The organism is Streptomyces sp. BBFR2, assembly GCF_044497305.1.
Classification (GTDB): Bacteria; Actinomycetota; Actinomycetes; order Streptomycetales; family Streptomycetaceae; genus Streptomyces.
In genome coordinates this window covers 1,929,144-1,948,981 of sequence record NZ_CP172415.1, presented here as the reverse complement: position 1 = coordinate 1,948,981, position 19,838 = coordinate 1,929,144, and the positions used below count along the sequence as shown (strand labels likewise).

19 protein-coding genes are annotated in these 19,838 nt (G+C 73.2%); 8 read left to right on the top strand and 11 right to left on the bottom strand.

Translation table 11 applies throughout. The annotated features are described in order from the left end of the window. Positions 1-61: 61 nt before the first annotated feature. The 6 genes from ACGH2B_RS07035 to mce form a co-directional block, all read right to left on the bottom strand. On the bottom strand, positions 62-1,297 hold the full coding sequence (locus ACGH2B_RS07035; protein ID WP_399085731.1) for an ATP-binding cassette domain-containing protein: 1,236 nt from the start codon (positions 1,295-1,297) through the stop codon (positions 62-64). Between the two features lie 143 nt (positions 1,298-1,440). Continuing rightward, the gene (locus ACGH2B_RS07030; RefSeq protein WP_399096773.1) at positions 1,441-2,211 is read right to left on the bottom strand and encodes an ABC transporter permease; all 771 of its coding nucleotides are present in this window, start codon (positions 2,209-2,211) and stop codon (positions 1,441-1,443) included. Between the two features lie 2 nt (positions 2,212-2,213). After that, on the bottom strand, positions 2,214-3,215 hold the full coding sequence (locus tag ACGH2B_RS07025; RefSeq protein WP_399085728.1) for an ABC transporter ATP-binding protein: 1,002 nt from the start codon (positions 3,213-3,215) through the stop codon (positions 2,214-2,216). A 121-nt stretch (positions 3,216-3,336) separates the two neighbouring features. Further along, a complete protein-coding gene (locus tag ACGH2B_RS07020; protein ID WP_399085725.1) occupies positions 3,337-4,272 on the bottom strand; it encodes a cellulose-binding protein in 936 nt (311 codons plus the stop codon). 114 nt (positions 4,273-4,386) lie between these two features. Beyond that, the gene (scy, locus tag ACGH2B_RS07015; protein ID WP_399085722.1) at positions 4,387-8,646 is read right to left on the bottom strand and encodes a polarized growth protein Scy; all 4,260 of its coding nucleotides are present in this window, start codon (positions 8,644-8,646) and stop codon (positions 4,387-4,389) included. Between the two features lie 237 nt (positions 8,647-8,883). Then, complete coding sequence (gene mce, locus ACGH2B_RS07010; RefSeq protein WP_345086139.1) at positions 8,884-9,324, bottom strand: methylmalonyl-CoA epimerase; 441 nt, start codon at positions 9,322-9,324, stop codon at positions 8,884-8,886. 173 nt (positions 9,325-9,497) lie between these two features. Between mce and ACGH2B_RS07005 the strand changes: the two genes are divergently transcribed. Together ACGH2B_RS07005 and meaB are read left to right on the top strand one after the other, a co-directional pair. Beyond that, the gene (locus tag ACGH2B_RS07005) at positions 9,498-10,673 is read left to right on the top strand and encodes an acetyl-CoA C-acetyltransferase (RefSeq protein ID WP_399096770.1); all 1,176 of its coding nucleotides are present in this window, start codon (positions 9,498-9,500) and stop codon (positions 10,671-10,673) included. Positions 10,674-10,744: 71 nt separating this feature from the next. Beyond that, positions 10,745-11,701, top strand: coding sequence for a methylmalonyl Co-A mutase-associated GTPase MeaB (meaB, locus tag ACGH2B_RS07000; protein WP_399085718.1), 957 nt, complete (start codon positions 10,745-10,747; stop codon positions 11,699-11,701). Between the two features lie 223 nt (positions 11,702-11,924). On the opposite strand, the gene ACGH2B_RS06995 is transcribed toward meaB, so the two are convergent. Further along, positions 11,925-12,599 carry a PepSY domain-containing protein gene (locus ACGH2B_RS06995; protein WP_399085715.1) on the bottom strand — a complete coding sequence of 225 codons (675 nt, stop codon included), beginning with the start codon at positions 12,597-12,599 and terminating at the stop codon, positions 11,925-11,927. 122 nt (positions 12,600-12,721) lie between these two features. Here ACGH2B_RS06995 and ACGH2B_RS06990 point away from each other — a divergent pair, with 122 nt between their 5' ends. Further along, a complete protein-coding gene (locus ACGH2B_RS06990; RefSeq protein ID WP_399085712.1) occupies positions 12,722-13,411 on the top strand; it encodes a response regulator transcription factor in 690 nt (229 codons plus the stop codon). Continuing rightward, positions 13,404-14,789: an ATP-binding protein gene (locus tag ACGH2B_RS06985; protein ID WP_399085709.1), complete on the top strand. Its 1,386-nt coding sequence runs from the start codon at positions 13,404-13,406 to the stop codon at positions 14,787-14,789. The genes ACGH2B_RS06990 and ACGH2B_RS06985 overlap by 8 nt, the downstream gene beginning before the upstream one ends. 198 nt (positions 14,790-14,987) lie before the next feature. On the opposite strand, the gene ACGH2B_RS06980 is transcribed toward ACGH2B_RS06985, so the two are convergent. The 4 genes from ACGH2B_RS06980 to ACGH2B_RS06965 all read right to left on the bottom strand — a co-directional run bounded on the left by ACGH2B_RS06980 (position 14,988) and on the right by ACGH2B_RS06965 (position 17,660). After that, complete coding sequence (locus ACGH2B_RS06980) at positions 14,988-15,464, bottom strand: MarR family winged helix-turn-helix transcriptional regulator (RefSeq protein ID WP_399085706.1); 477 nt, start codon at positions 15,462-15,464, stop codon at positions 14,988-14,990. A gap of 146 nt (positions 15,465-15,610) precedes the next feature. Further along, positions 15,611-16,375, bottom strand: coding sequence for an AIM24 family protein (locus ACGH2B_RS06975; protein ID WP_399085703.1), 765 nt, complete (start codon positions 16,373-16,375; stop codon positions 15,611-15,613). Then, complete coding sequence (locus tag ACGH2B_RS06970) at positions 16,372-17,022, bottom strand: AIM24 family protein (RefSeq protein WP_399085701.1); 651 nt, start codon at positions 17,020-17,022, stop codon at positions 16,372-16,374. The genes ACGH2B_RS06975 and ACGH2B_RS06970 overlap by 4 nt, the downstream gene beginning before the upstream one ends. Beyond that, complete coding sequence (locus tag ACGH2B_RS06965; protein ID WP_399085698.1) at positions 17,022-17,660, bottom strand: AIM24 family protein; 639 nt, start codon at positions 17,658-17,660, stop codon at positions 17,022-17,024. The genes ACGH2B_RS06970 and ACGH2B_RS06965 overlap by 1 nt, the downstream gene beginning before the upstream one ends. A gap of 240 nt (positions 17,661-17,900) precedes the next feature. On the opposite strand from ACGH2B_RS06965, the gene ACGH2B_RS06960 reads away from it, so the two are divergent. From ACGH2B_RS06960 to ACGH2B_RS06945, 4 genes are all read left to right on the top strand, one after another. After that, positions 17,901-18,245: a DUF3817 domain-containing protein gene (locus tag ACGH2B_RS06960; protein WP_399085695.1), complete on the top strand. Its 345-nt coding sequence runs from the start codon at positions 17,901-17,903 to the stop codon at positions 18,243-18,245. Further along, positions 18,242-18,565, top strand: coding sequence for an MTH1187 family thiamine-binding protein (locus ACGH2B_RS06955; protein WP_399085692.1), 324 nt, complete (start codon positions 18,242-18,244; stop codon positions 18,563-18,565). Before ACGH2B_RS06960 ends, ACGH2B_RS06955 begins: the two co-directional genes overlap by 4 nt. A gap of 188 nt (positions 18,566-18,753) precedes the next feature. Further along, positions 18,754-19,263, top strand: coding sequence for a MarR family winged helix-turn-helix transcriptional regulator (locus tag ACGH2B_RS06950; RefSeq protein WP_399085689.1), 510 nt, complete (start codon positions 18,754-18,756; stop codon positions 19,261-19,263). 144 nt (positions 19,264-19,407) lie between these two features. Next, the gene (locus ACGH2B_RS06945) at positions 19,408-19,740 is read left to right on the top strand and encodes a DUF3817 domain-containing protein (RefSeq protein ID WP_399085686.1); all 333 of its coding nucleotides are present in this window, start codon (positions 19,408-19,410) and stop codon (positions 19,738-19,740) included. Positions 19,741-19,838: the final 98 nt, after the last annotated feature.

Here is a 19,838-nt window from a genome sequence, read left to right as displayed (position 1 = left end):
GGGCCCTGCGCCGGGGCGTCGTCGTTCGGGCCGCGCTCGGGCTGCGGCTGCTGAGGGCTGGTCATCGGGCTTCCTCGTGGTGCGGCGCGGTCATGTCGGCGGGGGCGGCCTGCGGCATCGGGGCCGCGGCCTGCTGCGGGGCGTACGGGTTCGGCTGCGCGCCGGGCACCGGGCCCTGCGGCACCGGGCCGCCCTGGGCGGGCGGCGGGTACCCCTGGCCCGGGGCGGCCTGCGGCGCGTACGGGCCCTGGGGGGCGTACGGGTTCGGCTGCGCGCCCGGGGCCGTGCCCTGGGGCCCCGGTCCGCCCTGGAAGCCGGGGCCCCCGCCGAACTGCTGCTGCGGGTGGCCGGCGGGCTGCTGGAGTCCGGCGCGCGCGTCGGCGGTGGAGCGGTAGTCCACCGCCCCCTGGGTCAGGCGCATGTACGCCTCCTCCAGGGACGCCTGGTGCGGCGACAGCTCCCAGAGCCGGACGCCCGCCTCGTGGGCGAGATCGCTGATGCGGGGGAGCGGCAACCCCGAGATCCGCAGCGCGCCGTCCGGTTCGGGCGTGATCTGCGCACCGGCCTCACCGAGCGCCGCGGTCAGCTTCTCGCGCTGCTCCGGCTCGGTGTCGGGCGTGCGGACCCGGGCGAAGTCGGCGGAGTTGGCCGAGATGAAGTCCTTGACCGGCATGTCCGCCATCAGCCGGCCCCGGCCGATCACGATCAGATGCTCGGCGGTCAGCGCCATCTCGCTCATCAGGTGCGACGAGACGAAGACCGTACGGCCCTCCGCGGCGAGCTGCTTCATCAGGTTGCGCACCCACAGGATGCCCTCCGGGTCGAGGCCGTTGACCGGCTCGTCGAAGAGGAGCACCTGCGGATCGCCCAGCAGCGCGGCGGCGATGCCCAGCCGCTGCCCCATGCCGAGCGAGAACCCCTTGGAGCGGCGCCCCGCGACGTCCTGCAGACCGACCACGCCGAGGACCTCGTCGACCCGGCGCGCCGGGATGCCCGAGAGCTGCGCCAGCGACAGCAGGTGCGCCCGCGCGCTGCGCCCGCCGTGCACCGCCTTGGCGTCGAGCAACGCGCCCACCTGCCGCGGGGCGTTGGGGAGCTGACGGAACGGGCGGCCGCCGATGGTGGCGTGGCCCGACGTCGGGGCGTCGAGCCCCAGGATCATCCGCATCGTCGTGGACTTGCCGGAACCGTTCGGTCCCAGGAAGCCAGTGACGGTGCCCGGCCGCACCTGGAACGACAGGTTGTGCACGGCCGTCTTGGCGCCGTAGCGCTTCGTCAGGCCGACTGCCTCGATCATTCTCCGCCCCTCGCAGATGGTCGGGGCAGAGGCGCCCTCGTGCCCCCGTGAGGGTTAGGAGGCTATCGGTCCCTTGACGGTTCTCGCCAAAACGGGGCGCGGCGGGCTCCCCCCGCCACCCGCCGCCCGCCGCACCGTCCCGCTCAGGCGTCGCGCCGCTTCAGCAGGACGTACCCGCAGATCAGCGCCACCGCCGTCCACACCGCCATGATCCCGAAACCGCCCCACGGCCCGTACGGCACATCGGTGTCGTGGGGGACCACCTGCATCACCTTCTGGCCTGCCTGGTCGGGCAGGTAGCGGCCGATCTTCCGGGTCGCGGAGACGTTGCCGAGGATGTTGGAGACGAGGAAGAAGAACGGCATCAGGATGCCCAGCGACAGCATCGGACTGCGCAGCATCGTCGCCACCGCCATCGAGAACAGCGCGATCATCGTCATGTACAGCCCGCCGCCGAACACCGCGCGCAGCACCCCGGGATCACCGAGGTACGCCCGGTGGCCGCCGAGCATCGCCTGCCCCGCGAAGAACGCGATGAAGCTGGTCGCCAGGCCGACGACGAAGACCAGGACGGTCGCCACCGCCAGTTTGCAGAAGAGGAACGTGCCCCGCTGCGGTACGGCCGCCAGCGAACTGCGGATCATGCCGGTGCTGTACTCGTTGGAGACCACCAGCACCCCGAACACGATCATCGCCAGTTGGCCCAGCCCCATCCCGGCGAAGCTGACGTTGGTGGCGTCGAAGGTCAGCCGGTCGCGTACCGGCATCGACCCGAAGTCGTTCGCCGCCAGCGCGCAGATCAGCATCCCCAGCGCGACGGTGACGACCACCGCGATGCCCAGCGTCCACACCGTCGACCGCACCGACCGGATCTTCGTCCACTCCGACCGCAGCACCTGCCCGACCGCCGCCATCGTCAACTCCCCTTCTTCCGCCAGTCGCCGCCCCAGCCGCCACCGGACGCGGCCGCCACGCCGGGCGGCGCGGCCGGCACCGCTTCGCCGCCCGGCTCCCCGTCGTGCGCGTGGTACTCCACCGACTCCGCCGTGAGCTGCATGAACGCCTCCTCCAGGGACGCCTGCTGCGGGCTCAGCTCGTGCAGTACCAGACGGTGCCGGGCGGCCAGTTCACCGAGCCGCTCGGGCGGCTCCCCGTCGACCTCCAGCGCACCCCCGGCCACCTCGGCCGCCGCGATCCCCTCCGCGCGCAGCACATCCCGCAGCCGCTCCGGCTCCGGCGACCGCAGCCGTACGTACGAGCGCGAGTTGCCGCGGATGAACTCCGCCATCGACGTGTCCGCCAGCAGCTTCCCCCGCCCGATCACCACCAAGTGGTCCGCCGTCAGCGCCATTTCGCTCATCAGATGCGAGGAGACGAAGACCGTACGGCCTTGCGCCGCGAGGTTCTTCATCAGATTGCGGATCCAGTGGATGCCCTCCGGGTCGAGGCCGTTGACCGGCTCGTCGAAGAGGAGCACCCGCGGATCGCCCAGCAACGCCGCCGCGATCCCCAGCCGTTGGCCCATACCGAGCGAGAACCCCTTGGACCGCTTCTTCGCGACGGAGGTCAGACCGACGGTGTCCAGCACCTCGCCGACCCGGCGCCGCGAAATGCCGTTGCTCTGCGCCAGACAGAGCAGATGGTGGTACGCGCTGCGCCCGCCGTGCACCGCCTTCGCGTCCAGCAGCGCCCCGACGGACCGCAGCGGATCGGTCAGCCGCCGGTAGTGCTCCCCGTCGATGCGCACCGAACCGGACGTCGGATTGTCCAGATCCAGCATCATGCGCATGGTGGTCGACTTGCCCGCGCCGTTCGGGCCGAGGAAACCGGTGACGATGCCCGGCCGCACCGTGAAGGTGAGGTGGTCGACCGCGACCTTGTCACCGTAGTGCTTGGTCAGCCCGTCCAGCTCGATCATGTAAGCACGCTAAGTCCGCCCGGAAACGGCCGCCACCGGACGGCCACCGCCCGGACGGCCGAGCGCCCCCGCACCGCCTGCGCGGCGGAACGGGGGCGCTCGTACGGAAAGGAACCGGGCGTCAGTGGGACTGCTGCGCCGGGATGCCGCGGGAGGCGGTCTCGTCCTCCGGGGCACCGGCGGCGGCCACGGCCGCACCCGTCAGCGTCGCCAGCATTTCGCGGACGTTGGTGAGCTGGGCGTTGATCGAGTCGCGGCGGTTGGTGAGCGCCGCCAGCTCGCGCTCGGACTCGCTGCGGACCCGGTCGGCCTTCTGGTTGGCGTCGGCCACGATGTCCTCGGCCTGGCGCTGCGCGGTCTCCACCGTCTGGCGGGCGCGGCGCTCGGCGTCCGTACGCAGCTTCTCGGCCTCCAGCCGGAGCTGCTCGGCGCGGTGCTCGATCTCCGCGAGGCGCTTCTCGGCCTTGGCCTGACGCGAGGCGAGGTCCCGCTCGGACTGCTCGCGGCGCTTGGCGAGGTTGGTCTCGAAGTCCGCGGCGGCCTGGGCGGCCTTGGCGCGGGTCTCCTCGAAGAGGGAGTCCGCCTCCTCGCGCTTGGACTGCGCGTCCTTCTGGGCCTCGGAGCGGAGCGTGGACGCGTCGCCCTTCGCCTTCTCGACGATCCGCGAACCCTCGTCCTCGGCCTTCGCCTTGCGCTCGGCGGCGAACTGCTCGGCGTCGTTACGGACCTGCTGGGCGGCCGACTCGGCCAGCTCGCGGTGCTGCTCGGCGGAGCGCCGGGCGTCCTCGCGCAGCTCCGCGGCCTCCTCCTCGGCGAGACGGAGGATCTTCTCCACACGGGCCCCGAGTCCCGCGTACGACGGCTCGGCGTCGGTGACCTGGGCCTGGGCGTTCTGCGTTTCGAGGTGCAGCTCCTCGATCCGCTTTTCCAGCGAGGTGATACGGGACAGCGCGCTGTCGCGGTCCGCGACGAGCTTTGTGATGCGGTCATCCACCTGACCGCGGTCGTACCCACGCCGCACGAGCTCGAAGCCGAAGGGGGAGGAAGTGTCGCTCATGGGGTTCCTGTCGAAAGAGACCGGTGAGGTGATAAGGAGAATCCTAGGGGCCCGACCGGCGTGTCATCGAGCCCATGTCCGTTTGAAGAGGAGAATGACCCCTCATTTGAGTGGCTACCCTTCAGACTGCTTGCCACTCGAACGAGTTGACGATGCTCCCGCGGCGGTCTTGGATCCTGCGGCCTTACCGTCCCCGGCACCCGGCGTCTCGAACGACTCCAGGGCCTCCAACACGTCCTGCACCCGTGAGATCTCGGTGTTGATGTCCTTGCGGCGGCGGGAGAGGACCTCCAGCTCCTGACGGCCCTCCTCGATGATCCGGGCGGCCTCCGCCTCGGCCTCGGCACGCATCCGCTCCGCGTTGCGCACCGCCTCGGCCCGCTTGTTCTCGGCCTCCTTGATCAGGCCCTCGGCCTTCTTCACCGCCGCGATCCGCACCCGGCTGGCCTCGCTGTTCGCGTCCGACACCAGCTTCTCGGCCTTCTCCTCGGCCTCGGTCTGCTGCTGGGTCGCCTGCGCGATGAGCTTGTCGACCCGCTCACCGGCGTTCTTCATCGCCTCCGACGACTCCCGGCGCGCCCGGTCGTGCAACTCCTCGACCTCGGACTCGACGCGGGTGCGCAGCTCCTCGGTGCGCTCCCTTATGGCGGTGGCGTCCTGCCGCGCCTCGCTCAGCAGCGTATCGGCGTCCGTACGGGCCTTCTCCACCCGCGCGTTGCCCTCCGCCGTCGCCTCCGCGACGATGCGGCCGGCCTCCTTGCGGGCCGCGCCGACCATCGTGTCGGCCTGCTCCTCGGCCGCCGCGGCCGCGCGTACGGCCTCCTCCTGGGCCTTCGCGACCAGTTGATCGGCCTGCTCGGCGGCGTCCGCGCGGCGCTTGGCGGCGTCCTTGCGGGCCTCGTCCAGCAGCCGGTCGGCCTCCTGCTGCGCCTCGCTCCGCAGCCGCTCCGCCTCGGCCTCGGCGTCCTTCTTGACCTTGGCCGATTCGGTGTGGGTGCGGGTGGCGTGCTCCTGCGCGGCGGTGACCGTCGCGGCGGCCTCCGTCCGCAGCCGGTCGGCCTCGGCGGTGGCGGTGGCCACCATGTGGTCGGCCTGCTCCCGGGCGTCCGCCCGCGTACGGTCGGCGTCCCGCCCGGCCTGCGCGCCGGTCTCGGCCGCCTCCGTCCGCACCTTCTCGGCCTCGGCGCCCGCCTCCGTCAGCAGCTCGTCGGCCTGGACCGCCGCGTCCGAACGGGTCTTGTTGGCGGCCTTGCGCGCCTCGTCGCCGATGCGCTCGGCCTCCGTACGGGCCTGCTCCAGCGCCTGCTCGGCCTCGGCGCGCAGCCGCTCCGCCTCCGCGGTCGCCTCGGCCAGCCGCGCCCGCGCCTGCTCCTCGGCCTCGGCACGGATCCGCTCGGCGGACTCCTGAGCCTCCCGGACCGTACGGTCGGCGTCCTCCTGCGCCGAAGAGGTCAGCTCCGCCGCCTCGTTGACGATCCGTTCGGCCTCCGCGCGGGCCTCGGTGACGAGCCGGTCGGCCTGCTCCGCGGCCTCCGAGCGGATGCGGTTGGCGTCGCCGCGCGCCTCGGCACGGGCCCGCGCCGCGTCCTGCTCACCGGCGGCCAGCGCGTCCGACGCGTCGGTACGCAACTGCTGCGCCTTGGCGGTGGCGTCCGCGACCAGCTTCTCGGCCTGCGCGCTCGCCTCCGTGACGAGCCGGTCGGCCTGCTCGGCGGCCTCGGTACGGGCGGTGCCCGCGTCCCGGCGGGCCTCGTCGAGCACCCCGGCGGCCTCGGCGCGCAGCCGCTCGGCCTCCTCGATGGCCTCCGTGACCGTCCGCTCCGCCAGCTCCCGCGCGGCGCGCGACGACTCCTGCGCCTCCTCGCGCACCCGGGTGGCGTCCGCGGAGGCCCGCTCCCGCTCGGCGTAGGCGTCCGCGCGGACCCGCTCGGCCTCCTCACCGGCCTCGGTCCGCGTCCGCTCCGCGGCCTGCTCGGCCGCCGACCGCAGCTCGGCGATCTCCTCCTCGGCCTGCCCGTGCAGCCCGGCGACCGCGTCCCGCACCTGCTGGGCGGCGGCCTCGGCGGCCGTCACCAGCTCCTCGGAACGCTGCTCGGCCTCGCCGACCAGCCGCTCCGCCTCGGCCTGCGCCTCGCTGACGCGGGTGCGCGCCGACGCCAGCAGCTCCTCGCTCTGCTCCCGCGCCGCGGTGCGCTCCTGGTGGGCCTCCTCGCGGGCCTCACCCAGCAACTGCTCCGCCTCCCGGCGGCGCCGCGCGGCCTCCTCCTGCGCCGCGGACAGCGCCTCGGCGGCCTCGCTGCCGGCCCGCTCGGCGGCCGCCTCGGCCTCCGCCCGGATCCGGTCGGCGCTCTCCTGCGCCCGGTCCTTGAGCCGCTCCGCCTCGGCCGCCGCCTCCTCGCGCAGCCGCTCGGCGGCGGACTCGCCCTCCGTACGGGCCGCCGACGCGTCCTGCGCGGCCTCGGCCCGCAGCCGCTCGGCCTCCTCCTCGGCCTGCTGCTGGAGCGTACGGCGCCGCTCGGCGGCCTCCGCCTTGAGGCGGGCCGCCTCCTCCTGGGTCTCACGGCGCAGCCGCTCCGCCTCGGCGCGCGCCTGGCGCAGCGCCTCCTCGGCCGACGCAGCCTTCTCCTCGGCGTCCGCGGTGAGCCGGTCCAGCTCGGCCTGCGCCTGCGCGCGCGACTCCGCGACGGCCGCCTCGGTCTCCTCGCGCAGCCGCGCCGCGGACTCCTCCGCCTCCGACGCGACCAGCTCGGCGGCCTGCGCGCCCTCGGTCAGCAGCTCCTCGGCCTCGGCCCGGGCCCGCTCCAGCGCCTGCTCGGCCTGGCGGCGCAGCGCGGTGGCCCGCTCGATGGCCTCGGTACGGACCCGCTCGCTCTCCGCACCGGCCTTGGTACGGGTCTCCTCGGCGTCCGCCTTCGCCTTGGTCAGCAGCTCCTCGGCGGACCCGGCCGCCTCCTCGATCTGCTGGACGGCCTCGCGGCGCGCCTCACCGCGGATCCGCTCGCCCTCCGCGACGGCGTCGGCGCGCAGTTGCTCCGCCTCGCCGCGCAGCCGCCGCGCCTCCTCCTGGAGTTCGGCGGTCTTGGCGCGGTACTCCTTGGTGTCGTCCTTCGCCGCGCCCTTGAGCTGCTCGGCGGTGTCGTGCGCCTCCTCGCGCAGCCGGTCGGCCTCCGACTCGGCCTCGCTGCGCAGCCGTTCGGCTTCCTCGGCCGCCGCCTTCGTGGTGGCCTTGGCGTCCTCGGACGCCTTGGTCAGCACCTCCTCGGCGGTCCGCGCGGCCTTCGCCAACTGCGCCGCGGAGTCCTCCGCCGCCTTGGAACGGGCCTCCTCGCGCGCCTCGGCGACCAGCCGCTCGGCCTGCGCCGCGGCGTCCGCCCGGAGCTGCTCGGCCTCGGCCCGCAGCGCCTCGGCGTCCTTGGTGGCCTCGCTGACCAGCCGGGCGATCTCCGCCTTGGCGGTACGGGTGCGCTGCTCGTTCTCCGACTCGGTGGCCGACAGCCGCTTGGTGGCGTTCTGCTGCGCCTCCTCGACCAGCTTCTCGGCCTCGGCGCGCGCCTCGCGCAGCGCCGTGTCGGCCTCCTTCAGCCGCGCCTCGGCGCTGCGGGTCAGCTCGGCGGCGGCGCGGCGCGCCTCCTCCGACTCGCTGCCCGCGCTCGAACGCAACTGCTCCGCCTGCTCGGTGGCCTCCTGGGCCTGTACGGAGGCGGCGTCCAGCAGCCGCTCGGCGTCGGCCCGCGCCCGGCGCAGGATGGATTCCGCCTCACCGCGGGCCTCCTCCGCCGCGGTGTCCAACCGCTCACGGGCCCGCTCGGCCAGCCGCTGCGCCTCGGCCCGCGCGGCCGACAGCGTCTGCTCGGCCTCGGCCCGCGACTCGTCCATCAGGCGGCGGGCCTGGGACTCCGTACGGGCACGCAACTGCTCGGCCCAGGCGACGTTTTCGTTGACGTGCGACTCGACGGTCTGGCGGCGCTCGTTCAGCTCCTCGTCGAGCCGCTGGCGGCGGGCGACCGCCTCGGCGTGCAGCTCGGCCTCCATGCGGGACTGCCGCTCGGCCTGCTCCTGGAGGAGGCGCTGGGTCTGCGCCCGGGCCTCGCGCAGCTCGCGCTCGGAGTCGGCGCGCAACTGCTCGGCCTGCATCTGGGCGTTGCGCAGCAGTTGCTCGGCCTGATGGCTGACGTTGTCGTAGGCGGGCCGGCTCGCGATCGTGCGGCGCGCCTCGTGCAGCTTGGCGCGCAGCACCTCGACCTGATAGCCGAGGTCGTCGGCGTGCTGGACGGCCTTGTCCCGCTCGGTCTTCAGCCGCTCCATCTCGGCCTCGAACCGCGAGAGGTGATCGGCCTCAGCCCGCTGACGCTCCTGGCGCTCGTTGCCCCGCACTGCGCGGTCCCATCCGTCCCATGGTCATGGTGGCGGCCGTCCCCGGTGCTGCGGACACGGGCCCGTACACGTCATGTCGTACGGGGCTGCGCCCCCGGAGCCGACCCTTCCGAAGAAATGGTGTCAGATCATCGGCGGAGTATGGACCGAGCCCCATCCCCAGGAAGCGCTCGCACCGTGCGTGAGCACCTCGTACCCCGGCCGAAGCTGCACTCTACCGGCCGGGGGAGGCAAAGGTCAGTGCTCGTCCGGGGCGGAGGGGGCCGCGGTGACCAGTTCGGTCAGCACGCCGTGGCAGTCCTTGGGGTGCAGGAACGTGATCCGGGACCCCATGGAGCCCTTCCGCGGCTCGTCGTAGAGGACCCGGACGCCCTTGTCGCGGATGTCCGCGGCGTCGGTGTCGACGTCGGCGGTGCCGAAGGCGATGTGGTGCACGCCCTCGCCGTTCTTGGCGAGCCATTTGCCGACCGCGGAGTCCTCGCGGGTGGGCTCCAGGAGCTGGAGGTAGGAGGCGCCGCCGTCGGACGTCTCATTGATCTTGAGCATCGCCTCGCGGACGCCCTGCTCCTCGTTGACCTCGGAGTGGAACACCTCGAAGCCGTAGGTGGCACGGTAGAACTCGACGGTCCGGTCCAGGTCGAAACAGGCGATCCCGATGTGGTCGATTCGCGTCAGCATGGCTCCAGTGCACCGCCCGCACGGCCGGTTACGCAACGTGCGCGCCGTCACACCGCCTTGCCGGTGACCCGGCGCGTACCCCTCAGTACATTGACGGGAACCCTCGTTAACTTCCCTGCAAAGGAAGGCCGCACCGCATGTCTGCAACGAACGGCACGAACGGCACCACCTCCGTGATCGTGGCGGGGGCGCGCACCCCCATGGGCCGCCTTCTGGGATCGCTGCGCTCCTTCTCCGGCGCCGACCTCGGCGGGGTGGCGATCAAGGCGGCGCTGGACCGCGCGGGCATCGGCGGCGACCAGGTGGAGTACGTGATCATGGGCCAGGTGCTCCAGGCCGGTGCGGGCCAGATCCCCGCCCGCCAGGCCGCCGTCAAGGCCGGTATCCCGATGAGCGTCCCGGCGCTGACCGTCAACAAGGTCTGCCTCTCCGGTCTGGACGCCGTGGCCCTGGCCGATCAGTTGATCCGCGCCGGGGAGTTCGACGTGATCGTCGCCGGCGGCCAGGAGTCGATGACCAACGCCCCGCATCTGCTGCCGAAGTCCCGCGAGGGCTACAAGTACGGCGCCGTGGAGATGCTCGACGCGATGGCGCACGACGGCCTCACCGACGCGTTCGAGAACATCGCGATGGGGGAGTCGACGGAGAAGCACAACACCCGGCTGGGCATCGACCGCCCCGAGCAGGACGCCTTCGCCGCCCGTTCCCACCAGCGCGCCGCCGCCGCGCAGAAGAACGGGATCTTCGAGGCGGAGATCACCCCGGTGGAGATCCCGCAGCGTAAGGGCGAGCCGGTCGTTTTCAGCCAGGACGAGGGCATCCGCCCGGAGACCACCGAGGAATCGCTGGGCAAGCTCCGTCCGGCCTTCGCCAAGGACGGCACGATCACCGCGGGCTCCGCCTCGCAGATCTCCGACGGCGCCGCCGCGGTCGTGGTGATGAGCAAGGCCAAGGCCGAGGAGTTGGGCCTTGCGTGGATCGCCGAGATCGGCGCGCACGGCAATGTCGCGGGCCCCGACAACTCCCTCCAGTCGCAGCCGTCCAACGCGATCAAGCACGCCCTCGGCAAGGCGGGGCTGACCGTCGAGGATCTTGATCTGATCGAGATCAACGAGGCGTTCGCCGCGGTCGCCGTGCAGTCCGTGAAGGACCTCGGCGTGTCCCCCGAAAAGGTGAATGTGAACGGTGGCGCCATCGCGCTGGGCCACCCCATCGGCATGTCCGGCGCCCGCCTCGTCCTCCACCTCGCGCTGGAGCTGAAGCGGCGCGGCGGCGGCACCGGCGCGGCCGCCCTGTGCGGTGGCGGCGGTCAGGGCGACGCGCTGATCGTCCGCGTCCCGGGGAAGTGAGCACCGCCGGCCCGCGCCGGTGACCCGCACCGTTCGTACGAACCCGTAGAGGCCGAAGGAGCCGAGCAGCGATGGTGGACGTCCCGCAGCTTGTGGAGCAGGCACGGCAGGGCCGGCCCCGGGCGGTCGCCCGGCTGATCTCCCTGGTGGAGGGCGCCTCCCCGCATCTGCGGGAGGTGATGGCGGCGCTGGCGCCGTTGACCGGAAACGCCTACGTCGTCGGCTTGACCGGCTCGCCCGGCGTCGGCAAGTCCACCACCACGTCGGCGCTGGTCACCGCGTACCGCAAGGCCGGGAAACGGGTCGGGGTGCTGGCCGTCGACCCGTCCTCGCCGTTCTCCGGCGGGGCGCTGCTCGGCGACCGGGTCCGGATGAGCGAGCACGCCTCCGACCCCGGTGTCTACATCCGGTCGATGGCCACCCGCGGCCATCTGGGCGGTCTCGCCTGGGCGGCGCCGCAGGCGATCCGGGTGCTGGACGCTGCCGGGTGCGAGGTGGTCCTCGTCGAGACGGTCGGCGTCGGCCAGTCCGAGGTGGAGATCGCCTCGCAGGCGGACACCAGCGTGGTGCTGCTGGCACCGGGGATGGGCGACGGCATCCAGGCGGCGAAGGCCGGAATCCTGGAGATCGGCGACGTCTACGTGGTCAACAAGGCCGACCGGGACGGCGCGGACGCCACCGCCCGGGAGCTGAACCACATGCTCGGGCTGGGCGCCGCGCGGGCCGCCGGGGACTGGCGGCCGCCGATCGTCAAGACCGTCGCGGCGCGCGCACAGGGCGTCGACGAGGTCGTCGAGGCGCTGGAGAAGCACCGGGCGTGGATGGAGGAGCACGGGGTGCTGGCCCGGCGCCGCCATGCCCGTGCCGCCCAGGAGGTCGAGACGATCGCGGTGACGGCGCTGCGCGAACGGATCGGCGATCTGCACGGCGACCGCCGCCTGGAAGCCCTCGCGGACCGCATCGTCGCAGGTGAGAGCGATCCGTACCGGGCGGCGGACGAGTTGATCGCGGGGCTCACGGGCGCCTGAGGCGGGCGTTCGGACCGGGCGGCGGGGCCGGGCCGGCGGCGCGGACACCCGCGGTCCGGCGCTCCTCGTCCCGCCGCGGACGCCCCGCGGGCCCGGCGCCCCGCCGCATACGGCCGCGCTCGGCGCCCCGTCGCGTACGCCGCGCCCCCCCCGCGTACGGCCGTGGCCCCGCCCCCGCGCGATGCGGGGCCGGGGCCACGGCCGTACGTCCCTGCCCGGCGGTTCAGTCGTCGTCCTGGTCGTCGTCGTGGTCGTCGTCCGACGGGGCGGCGCTCACCGCGGCGGAGCGCGGGTCGACGAGGTAGGTGTGCTCCTCGCCGCCGCGGGTGACGGTCTCGACCTCCCAGACGGGCTCGGTGCCGTGGTCGTCCTCGAAGTCCACGGACGTCACCGTGCCGCGCCCCTGGCCGACCGCGCGGGCGGCGGAGGCCGCGTCCACCGTGGTGCCGCGCAGCGCCGCCCGCACCCGGTCCTGGCCGTGCGCGCCGCTGGTGTCCCGGTCGGTGTGGGAGCGGATCACGCGGGTGGTGAGCGGGTCGAGGGTGAGGCTGTGCCAGGCGCCGTCGCGGCCGAGGACGTCCGCCTCCCAGACCAGGGCGCCGTGATCCTCGTCCAGCTCGATCTCGGTGACCGTGCCCGGGACCGCCCGCACCGCGGCGGTGGCGGCCTGGGCGGCGGTGGTCCGCACCCCGGCGGCCTGCCGGGCCTCGGCGGCGTCCTCGTGGTCCCCGCCGTTCGCGCCGTTCGCTCCGGCGGTCGCGGTGAGCTGTGCGGTGGTCCGGGCCTCGGACTGCGGGCTGCCGGGGCCGCCGTCGGTGTTGACGGCGACGGCGGTGGTGGCGCCCCCGGCGATGAGGACGGCGGCGGCGGTGACGGCGAGGACGATGCGGCGCTTCATGATCGGTGTGCTCCCCTGAGATCGGCGGTGATCGGCGATGACCACACCGTCGCAAAACCGAGCTGAAGCGGAGCTGAAGGCCCCTGAAGACCGCTTCAGGAACGGGGTGCGAAGCTGGGCGCATGCCTGCTCCCCCGCCCGCGCGCCCCTTCCGCCTGCTCCTCGTCGAGGACGAGAAACGGCTGGCCCGCGCGCTGGCGAGCGGCCTGATCGCCGAGGGCTACGCCGTCGACGTGGTCCACGACGGCACCGAGGGCCTGCGCCGCGCGGGCGACGGCTCCTACGACCTGATCGTCCTCGACATCATGCTGCCGGGCCTGAACGGCTACCGCGTCTGCGCCGCCCTGCGCGCCGCCGGGAGTGACGTGCCCGTCCTGATGCTGACCGCCAAGGACGGCGAGTACGACGAGGCCGAGGGGCTCGACACCGGCGCCGACGACTACCTCACCAAACCGTTCTCGTACGTGGTCCTCGTCGCGCGGATCAAGGCCCTGCTGCGGCGCCACGGACGGTCGGCCGCGCCGGTGCTGCGGATCGGCTCGCTCACCGTCGACCAGGGCGCGCACACCGTGCTGCGGGACGGCGAGGAGGTGGCGTTGACCGCGAAGGAGTTCGCCGTGCTGGAACAGCTCGCGCTGCGCGCCGGGGAGGTGGTCGCCAAGGCAGAGATCCTCGACCACGTCTGGGACTTCGCGTACGAGGGCGACCTCAACATCATCGAGGTGTACATCAGCGCGCTCCGCCGCAAGCTGGGCGCCGGGTACATCCGCACGGTGCGCGGCGCCGGGTACCGGCTGGTGACCGATGCGTGACGTGTGCGGCTCGGTACGCGCCCGGGCGACGGCCGGGGCGACGCTGGTGGTGGCGCTGGCCCTGGTCGCGGCCGGTACGGCGCTGCTGCTGGTGCTGCGTGGCAACCTCCGCGACCAGACCGACCTCCAGGCCGAGGTCGCCGCCCGCGCCGTCGCCGTACGCATCGCGACCGGCTCCGTCCACGGGGATCTGGACCTGCCGGACGCGGACGACCGCCCCGTCGTGGTCACCGACGACGACGGCCGGCTGCTGGCCGTGGACGACGATCTGGAGGCGGTCGACGGGCAGCGGATCGGCGAGGCGCCCGACAGCTCCGGCGCCGGGGGCGGCGAGCGGCGCGACCACCGGGGCGAGGTCGACGACGACGTACGGGTGACCGACGGCACGGCGACCGTCGACGGCCACCGCGCCGACTACCGCTTCGCCACCGTCGAGGCGGAGGACACCGCGGGCGACAAGGCCGTGGTGCGTGCCGGGGCGCCGCTGGCCCCGGCCCGGCAGACGGTGGGCACGCTCCGCGACGCGATGCTGATCGGCCTGCCGCCGCTGCTGCTCGTCGTCGCCGTCGTGACCTGGCTGGTGACCCGGCGGGCGCTCCGGCCCGTGGAGGGCATCCGGGGCGAGATGGCCGCGATCACCGCGAGCGCGGACCTCGGCCGCCGGGTGCCGGTGCCCGCGGCGCGGGACGAGATCGGGCGGCTGGCGCGGACCACCAACGAGACGCTGGCGGCGCTGGAGACCTCCGTCGAGCGGCAGCGCCGCTTCGTCGCCGACGCCTCCCACGAGCTGCGCAGCCCGATCGCCAGCCTCCGCACCCAGTTGGAGGTGGGCGCCGCCCACCCGGAGCTGCTGGACGTACCGGGCGCGGTCGAGGACACCGTACGGCTCCAGCAGCTCGCCGCCGATCTGCTGCTGCTGGCCCGGCTGGACGCGGGGGAGCGGCCCGCGGGCGCCCCGGTCGCGCTGGCCGCCCTGGTGCGGGAGGAGACCTCGCAGCGGACCGCCGACCGGATCGCCGTCACCGTCGGACGGCTGGACGGGGCCGAGGTGACCGGCTCCCGGGGGCAGTTGGTCCGGGTGCTGGGCAATCTGCTGGACAACGCGCAGCGCCACGCCACCACGGCGGTCCGCGTCGAGGTGGTCCGCGAGGGCGCCGAGGCGGTGCTGCGGGTCGACGACGACGGGCCGGGTGTCCCACCCGCCGACCGCGAGCGGATCTTCGAGCGGTTCGTCCGGCTGGACGACGCGCGGGCACGGGACGACGGCGGCGCCGGTCTGGGCCTGGCCATCGCCCGGGACGTCGCCGAGCGGCACGGCGGCTCCCTGCGGGTACGCGAGGGCTCGGTGTTCGAGCTGCGGCTGCCGGTGCTGCGCTGACCTGCGGGGGAGCGGGGCCGACGGGTGCCGGACGAGGCGGGGCGCGGGGCCGGGGAGGCGCCGGTGGGCAGACCGGCGGGCGGGCCGGTTCCGCGGCCGGGCGGGGCCGGTCGGCGGCCCGGGTGCGCGGAACCGGGTGGCCCGTGCCGTGACCCGTGACCCGTGCCGCGGCCCGGAGGCGGACCGCGGCGGGCGGGCTCAGAGGGTGCCGCGGTGCTCCCGCAGCCGGGCGGCGACCGGGCTCAGCGAGGCGTGCAGTTGTGTCAGGCCCTCCGGGGTGAAGAGGTCGATGAAGTGCCGGCGCACCGAGGCGACGTGGTGCGGTGCGACCCGGCGCATGGTCTCCCAGCCCTCCTCGGTCAGGACGGCGTAGAGCCCGCGGCGGTCCGATTCGCAGTGCTCACGGCGGACCAGACCGGCGTTCTCCATGCGGGTGATCTGGTGCGAGAGGCGGCTCTTGGACTGCAGGGTGCTCGACGCGAGATCGCTCATCCGCATCCGGTGGCCCTCGGCCTCGGAGAGGTTGACGAGGATCTCGTAGTCGTTGTTGGTCAGCCCGAACGGCTGCAGATCGCGCTCCAGTTGGTGCATCAGCAGCCGGCTGACGTCCAGATGGGTACGCCAGGCGCGCTGTTCCTGGTCGGTCAGCCAGGGGGTGTCGCTGTCGGTCGTCATGGAGGAATTCTACCCGTGAAAGTTGAATAGTGAAATAAAATCGGGTGGATCGAGCGGAGCGCGCAGGGACCGCCGGCCCGGCCCCCCCCCGTGGCCGGACGCGGCTGGTCAGACGTTCGAGCCGCTCACCCTGCGCAGCCTACCGTTCACAACCCGAAACGTTGCTGGAGGCCGCCGAGCGCACCCGGTAGCTGCGGCACTTGTGAGCCACCTCCCCCGCCGCCCCCGGGAACGCCCGGCTCCGGCGTCACCTCGCCCGTGGGTCGCTCCGCCATCAACTGCTCCGTCGACTGCAGCAGGACCGTACCGGCGCCCACGAACTCGAATTGGTGCTCCTCGCCCGACACCCCGCCCAGCCCCGTGTGCGCCCGGACGCCGCCGAGAAATCCGCGCAGGTACTGGTGGTCGTAGTGGTGACACGGCGAGGGGCAGTCCGCCCAGCCGACGAGGGCCTGCGGGTCCACCCGGAGCGGCGGCTCGACGAAGACCACCGGACCGTTGGAGGCGGCCACGAACGTGCCGGTGCCCAGCAGCGTCAGGAACCCCGGAACGATCGACTGCTTCAGCGACAGAGATGGCTGAAAGGCGAGCAGATTGCCGGAGCGAATGGTGAGGTTGCCGTCGTCGAGGTCGTAGGAGTTCACATCGAACGCCCGGTCGGCGAGGACCATCTTGCCCCGGCCCTCGGCCACCACCCAGTCCGCCGTGTGCAGCGGGGAGTGGAAACTCGTCGCGACCAGCCGCTCCAGCGGACCGTGCCCGATGCCGTGGAAATCGATCGCGCCGTAGTACGCGATCATCTTCCCCTTCTGCAGGAACCACTGCCCCTGCAGCTCCACCGAGAACGCGTAGGGATTGACGTTGTCGTTCCGCGGCAGCGTGTGGACGTCGTGGACGACGGGTGTACTCACAGCTTCTCCTCCGACGCCTGTACGTAGACGGTGCCCTGGCCCGACAGCTCCAGCTGGAACGCCTCGCCCGAGCCGCGGCCCACCATCTCCCGCCAGCCGAGCGCGGCGGAGAGCTTGTTGCGCACCTCACCGCGGTGGGCGACGTACGCCTGCGGGTCGACGTGGACCGGCCGCTGCGGGGTGATCGGCAGCTCGATGACGCCGCCGTGGGCCATCACCGCCGCCGAACCGTGCCCCTGCAGCGTGGTGGTGAACAGCCCCTGGCCGGTGACCTGGCCGCGGACCATGCCCATCACCCCGCCCTGCGAGCCCATGAACATCGTGCCCTGCCGCAGCGAACCGTCGAACGCCAGCAGCCGGTCGGCCTCGACGTACAGCGTCTCGCCGGTGAGGTCTATGACCTGGACGTGGTGGCCGCCGTGGCCGAACATCACCGTGCCGTCGCCCTCCACCGTCATCAGCGGCGTGGCCTCGCCCGCCAGCCGGCGGCCGATCATCGAGCCGATACCGCCCTGACCGCCCTGGATGTTCGGCGTGAAGGAGACCTCGCCGCGGTAGGCGAGCATGGCGCCGCGCTGGCTGAACAGCCGCGCCCCCGGGGTGACCCGCGCCTGAACCATGCGGGAGTTGAGCACCGTGAACGGCATCAGACCTCACCGCCGACGGTGTTGCGCTCGCTGGGCTGGACGTACACCAGACCCTCGCCCTCGAAACGGATCTGGAACGCCTCGCCGGATCCCTCGCCCAGGAACGTGCGGAAATTCACCCCGGACTGGAAGTGCTGCTTGAGACCGCCGGTGTGCGCGATGTACGCGCCCGGGTCGACCTGGAGCGGATACTCCCGGGTCACCCGCAGCACCACGGCCTGACCGTCGGAGAGCAGCGCCGCCTGCCCGGTGCCCTCCACGGTGGTGGTGAACAGACCGTTGCCCTGCGAGGCGCCGCGCAGCCCGGTGAAGGTGGTACCGGTGCGCAGCGCGGCGTCCGTGCACAGCAGGTTGCTCGCCTCGACGTACAGCTTCTCGCCGTGCAGCCGCACGAGGTTGATCTCGCTCGCGCGGTCGGCGAAATAGCAGGTGCCCTGCCCCTTCACCTCCATGACGGCCATCTGCTCCCCGGTCAGCCGCCGGGTGACCATCCCGCGCAGCCCCTCACCCCCTCCGGTCTTCTTCTTGAAAGACATCTGTCCCTCGTACGCGACCATCGCGCCGTTCTTCGCCTTGACGGCGTCGCCGTTCATGTCGACGGCGAGCACCTTGCTCCCGTGGAGCCGAAACTGAGCCACGTCCCAGACGGTAGCCGCAGCGTCACCCGCCGCGGGAGGCCCGCCGACCCTTGATCCGATGGGGGATCACCCCCATCCGTCCCGGACACCGGACGCCGCCGATCCCCTACGGGACCGTCGTCCGGCCCCCGGCGCGGCCGGTCGCGGCGCGGCTGTAACAATGGACGGCAGCCTTGTGAACTCTTGCACAAGCGCTGTGCCCCTCCGCCTGCCGCCACCTGCCACCCGAACGAGGTTCCCGTGGACATCAAGACCGCCGCCGCACTCCACCGGCTCCGCCTGATCTCCGCCCCCGAGGCGATCTCCTTCCTCCTGCTGCTGTGCTGCTCGGTCCTCAAGCGCACCACCAGCTTCGACGGCGTCATGGTCATGGGCATGGTCCACGGCGTGCTGTTCGTCCTCTACGTCCTCTTCTGGCTGGACGCCTGGAACCGCACCAAGTGGGACCTGAAGACCGCCGCCCTCTACTTCATCCTCTCGGTGCTGCCCACCGGCGGCTTCTTCGCCGAGCGCAAGCTCAAGCGCGAGGCGGAGAGCTCCGTCATCGCCGCCCGCGCCCGCCGCGAGGGGACGGTCAACGCATGATCGTCGCCTTCTCGGTCAGCCCGCTGGGCGTGGGCGAGGACGTCGGCGAGTACGTCGCCGACGCCGTCCGCGTCGTCCGCGAGTCCGGCCTGCCCAACCGCACCGACGCCATGTTCACCTCGATCGAGGGTGAGTGGGACGAGGTGATGGACGTCGTCAAGCGCGCCGTCGCCGCCGTCGAGGCCCGCGCGGGCCGGGTCTCCCTGGTCCTCAAGGCCGACATCCGCCCCGGCGTCACCGACGGCCTGACCTCGAAGGTCGCCACCGTCGAGCGCCACCTCGCCGCCGGCGCCCCGGCGGACGGCGACGCCCCCGCCTGACCCCGCGCGGCCACCGCCCCGGGCCCGCCCCGCCGCGGCGCCCGCCCCACGGCCCGCCCGGCCACCGCCCTCCCGTAATCAGGACGCGGCGGCGCCGGGCGGGCCGTCCGCGTGCCCGGCCGCCGGTCGCCCGCCCGCATCCCGAGACGCGTCGGACCGGTATATGACCGCCCGGTAGGGTCGGCGGCGTGCCGAAGCCGCTCAGTCTTGCTTTTGATCCCATCGCGCGCGCCGATGAACTCTGGCAGCAGCGCTGGGGCGCCGTGCCGTCGATGGCCGCGATCACCTCGATCATGCGGGCCCAGCAGATCCTGCTGGCCGAGGTGGACGCGGTGGTCAAGCCGTACGGTCTGACCTTCGCGCGGTACGAGGCACTCGTGCTGCTCACCTTCTCCAAGGCCGGTGAGCTGCCGATGTCGAAGATCGGCGAGCGGCTGATGGTCCACCCGACCTCGGTCACCAACACCGTCGACCGGCTGGTCAGGTCCGGTCTGGTCGCCAAGCGGCCCAACCCCAACGACGGCCGCGGCACCCTCGCCACCATCACCGCCAAGGGCCGCGAGGTGTGCGACGCCGCCACCCGCGACCTGATGGCGATGGACTTCGGACTGGGCGCGTACGACGCCGAGGAGTGCGCCGAGATCTTCGCGATGCTCCGCCCGCTGCGCGTCGCCGCGGGCGACTTCGCCGAGGACTGACGGAGCCGCCCGCCACCGGGCCGCCGGGCCGCGCGCCGGGCCCCGGCGGCGGGACGGCCCCCTTCCGCCGCGCGTCCCACCGGTCGCCGCCGTGCCGCGGGGGCGGCGAAGATCGCCCCGGGAGGTCCGGTTACGCTCGGGGGCATGAAGCCCAGCGTCCTGACCCGGTACCGGGTGATGGCCTACGCCACCGCCGTCATGCTCCTCGTCCTGTGCGCCTGCATGGTGGCCAAGTACGGCTTCGGTGTGGGCAAGGACCTCACCCTGGTCGTCTCCCAGATCCACGGCGTGCTGTTCATCATCTATCTCGTCTTCGCCTTCGACCTGGGCTCCAAGGCGAAGTGGAAGTTCGGCAAGCTGGTGTGGGTGCTGATCGCCGGCACCATCCCGACCGCCGCGTTCTTCGTCGAGCGCCAGGTCGTCGCCGAGATCCGGCCGCAGCTCCAGGACGGAACACCGCAGCCGGTCAAGGTCTGACCGCCGCACCACCGCCGCCACGCGCCCTCCCCGCCCGGGGACGGGCGCGTTCGTGCTGTCCGGGGCGGTGTGGCACCCGTAGGGGGAGTGATCAGGGG

What these genes read in the sequence shown, in the direction of transcription:
- ACGH2B_RS07035 (WP_399085731.1), bottom strand. Translation starts at nt 1,297, where the DNA reads ATGATCGAGGCAGTCGGCCTGACGAAGCGCTACGGCGCCAAGACGGCC.
- ACGH2B_RS07030 (WP_399096773.1), bottom strand. Translation starts at nt 2,211, where the DNA reads ATGGCGGCGGTCGGGCAGGTGCTGCGGTCGGAGTGGACGAAGATCCGG.
- ACGH2B_RS07025 (WP_399085728.1), bottom strand. Translation starts at nt 3,215, where the DNA reads ATGATCGAGCTGGACGGGCTGACCAAGCACTACGGTGACAAGGTCGCG.
- ACGH2B_RS07020 (WP_399085725.1), bottom strand. Translation starts at nt 4,272, where the DNA reads ATGAGCGACACTTCCTCCCCCTTCGGCTTCGAGCTCGTGCGGCGTGGG.
- mce (WP_345086139.1), bottom strand. Translation starts at nt 9,324, where the DNA reads ATGCTGACGCGAATCGACCACATCGGGATCGCCTGTTTCGACCTGGAC.
- meaB (WP_399085718.1), top strand. Translation starts at nt 10,745, where the DNA reads ATGGTGGACGTCCCGCAGCTTGTGGAGCAGGCACGGCAGGGCCGGCCC.
- ACGH2B_RS06995 (WP_399085715.1), bottom strand. Translation starts at nt 12,599, where the DNA reads ATGAAGCGCCGCATCGTCCTCGCCGTCACCGCCGCCGCCGTCCTCATC.
- ACGH2B_RS06990 (WP_399085712.1), top strand. Translation starts at nt 12,722, where the DNA reads ATGCCTGCTCCCCCGCCCGCGCGCCCCTTCCGCCTGCTCCTCGTCGAG.
- ACGH2B_RS06985 (WP_399085709.1), top strand. Translation starts at nt 13,404, where the DNA reads ATGCGTGACGTGTGCGGCTCGGTACGCGCCCGGGCGACGGCCGGGGCG.
- ACGH2B_RS06980 (WP_399085706.1), bottom strand. Translation starts at nt 15,464, where the DNA reads ATGACGACCGACAGCGACACCCCCTGGCTGACCGACCAGGAACAGCGC.
- ACGH2B_RS06970 (WP_399085701.1), bottom strand. Translation starts at nt 17,022, where the DNA reads ATGCCGTTCACGGTGCTCAACTCCCGCATGGTTCAGGCGCGGGTCACC.
- ACGH2B_RS06955 (WP_399085692.1), top strand. Translation starts at nt 18,242, where the DNA reads ATGATCGTCGCCTTCTCGGTCAGCCCGCTGGGCGTGGGCGAGGACGTC.
- ACGH2B_RS06945 (WP_399085686.1), top strand. Translation starts at nt 19,408, where the DNA reads ATGAAGCCCAGCGTCCTGACCCGGTACCGGGTGATGGCCTACGCCACC.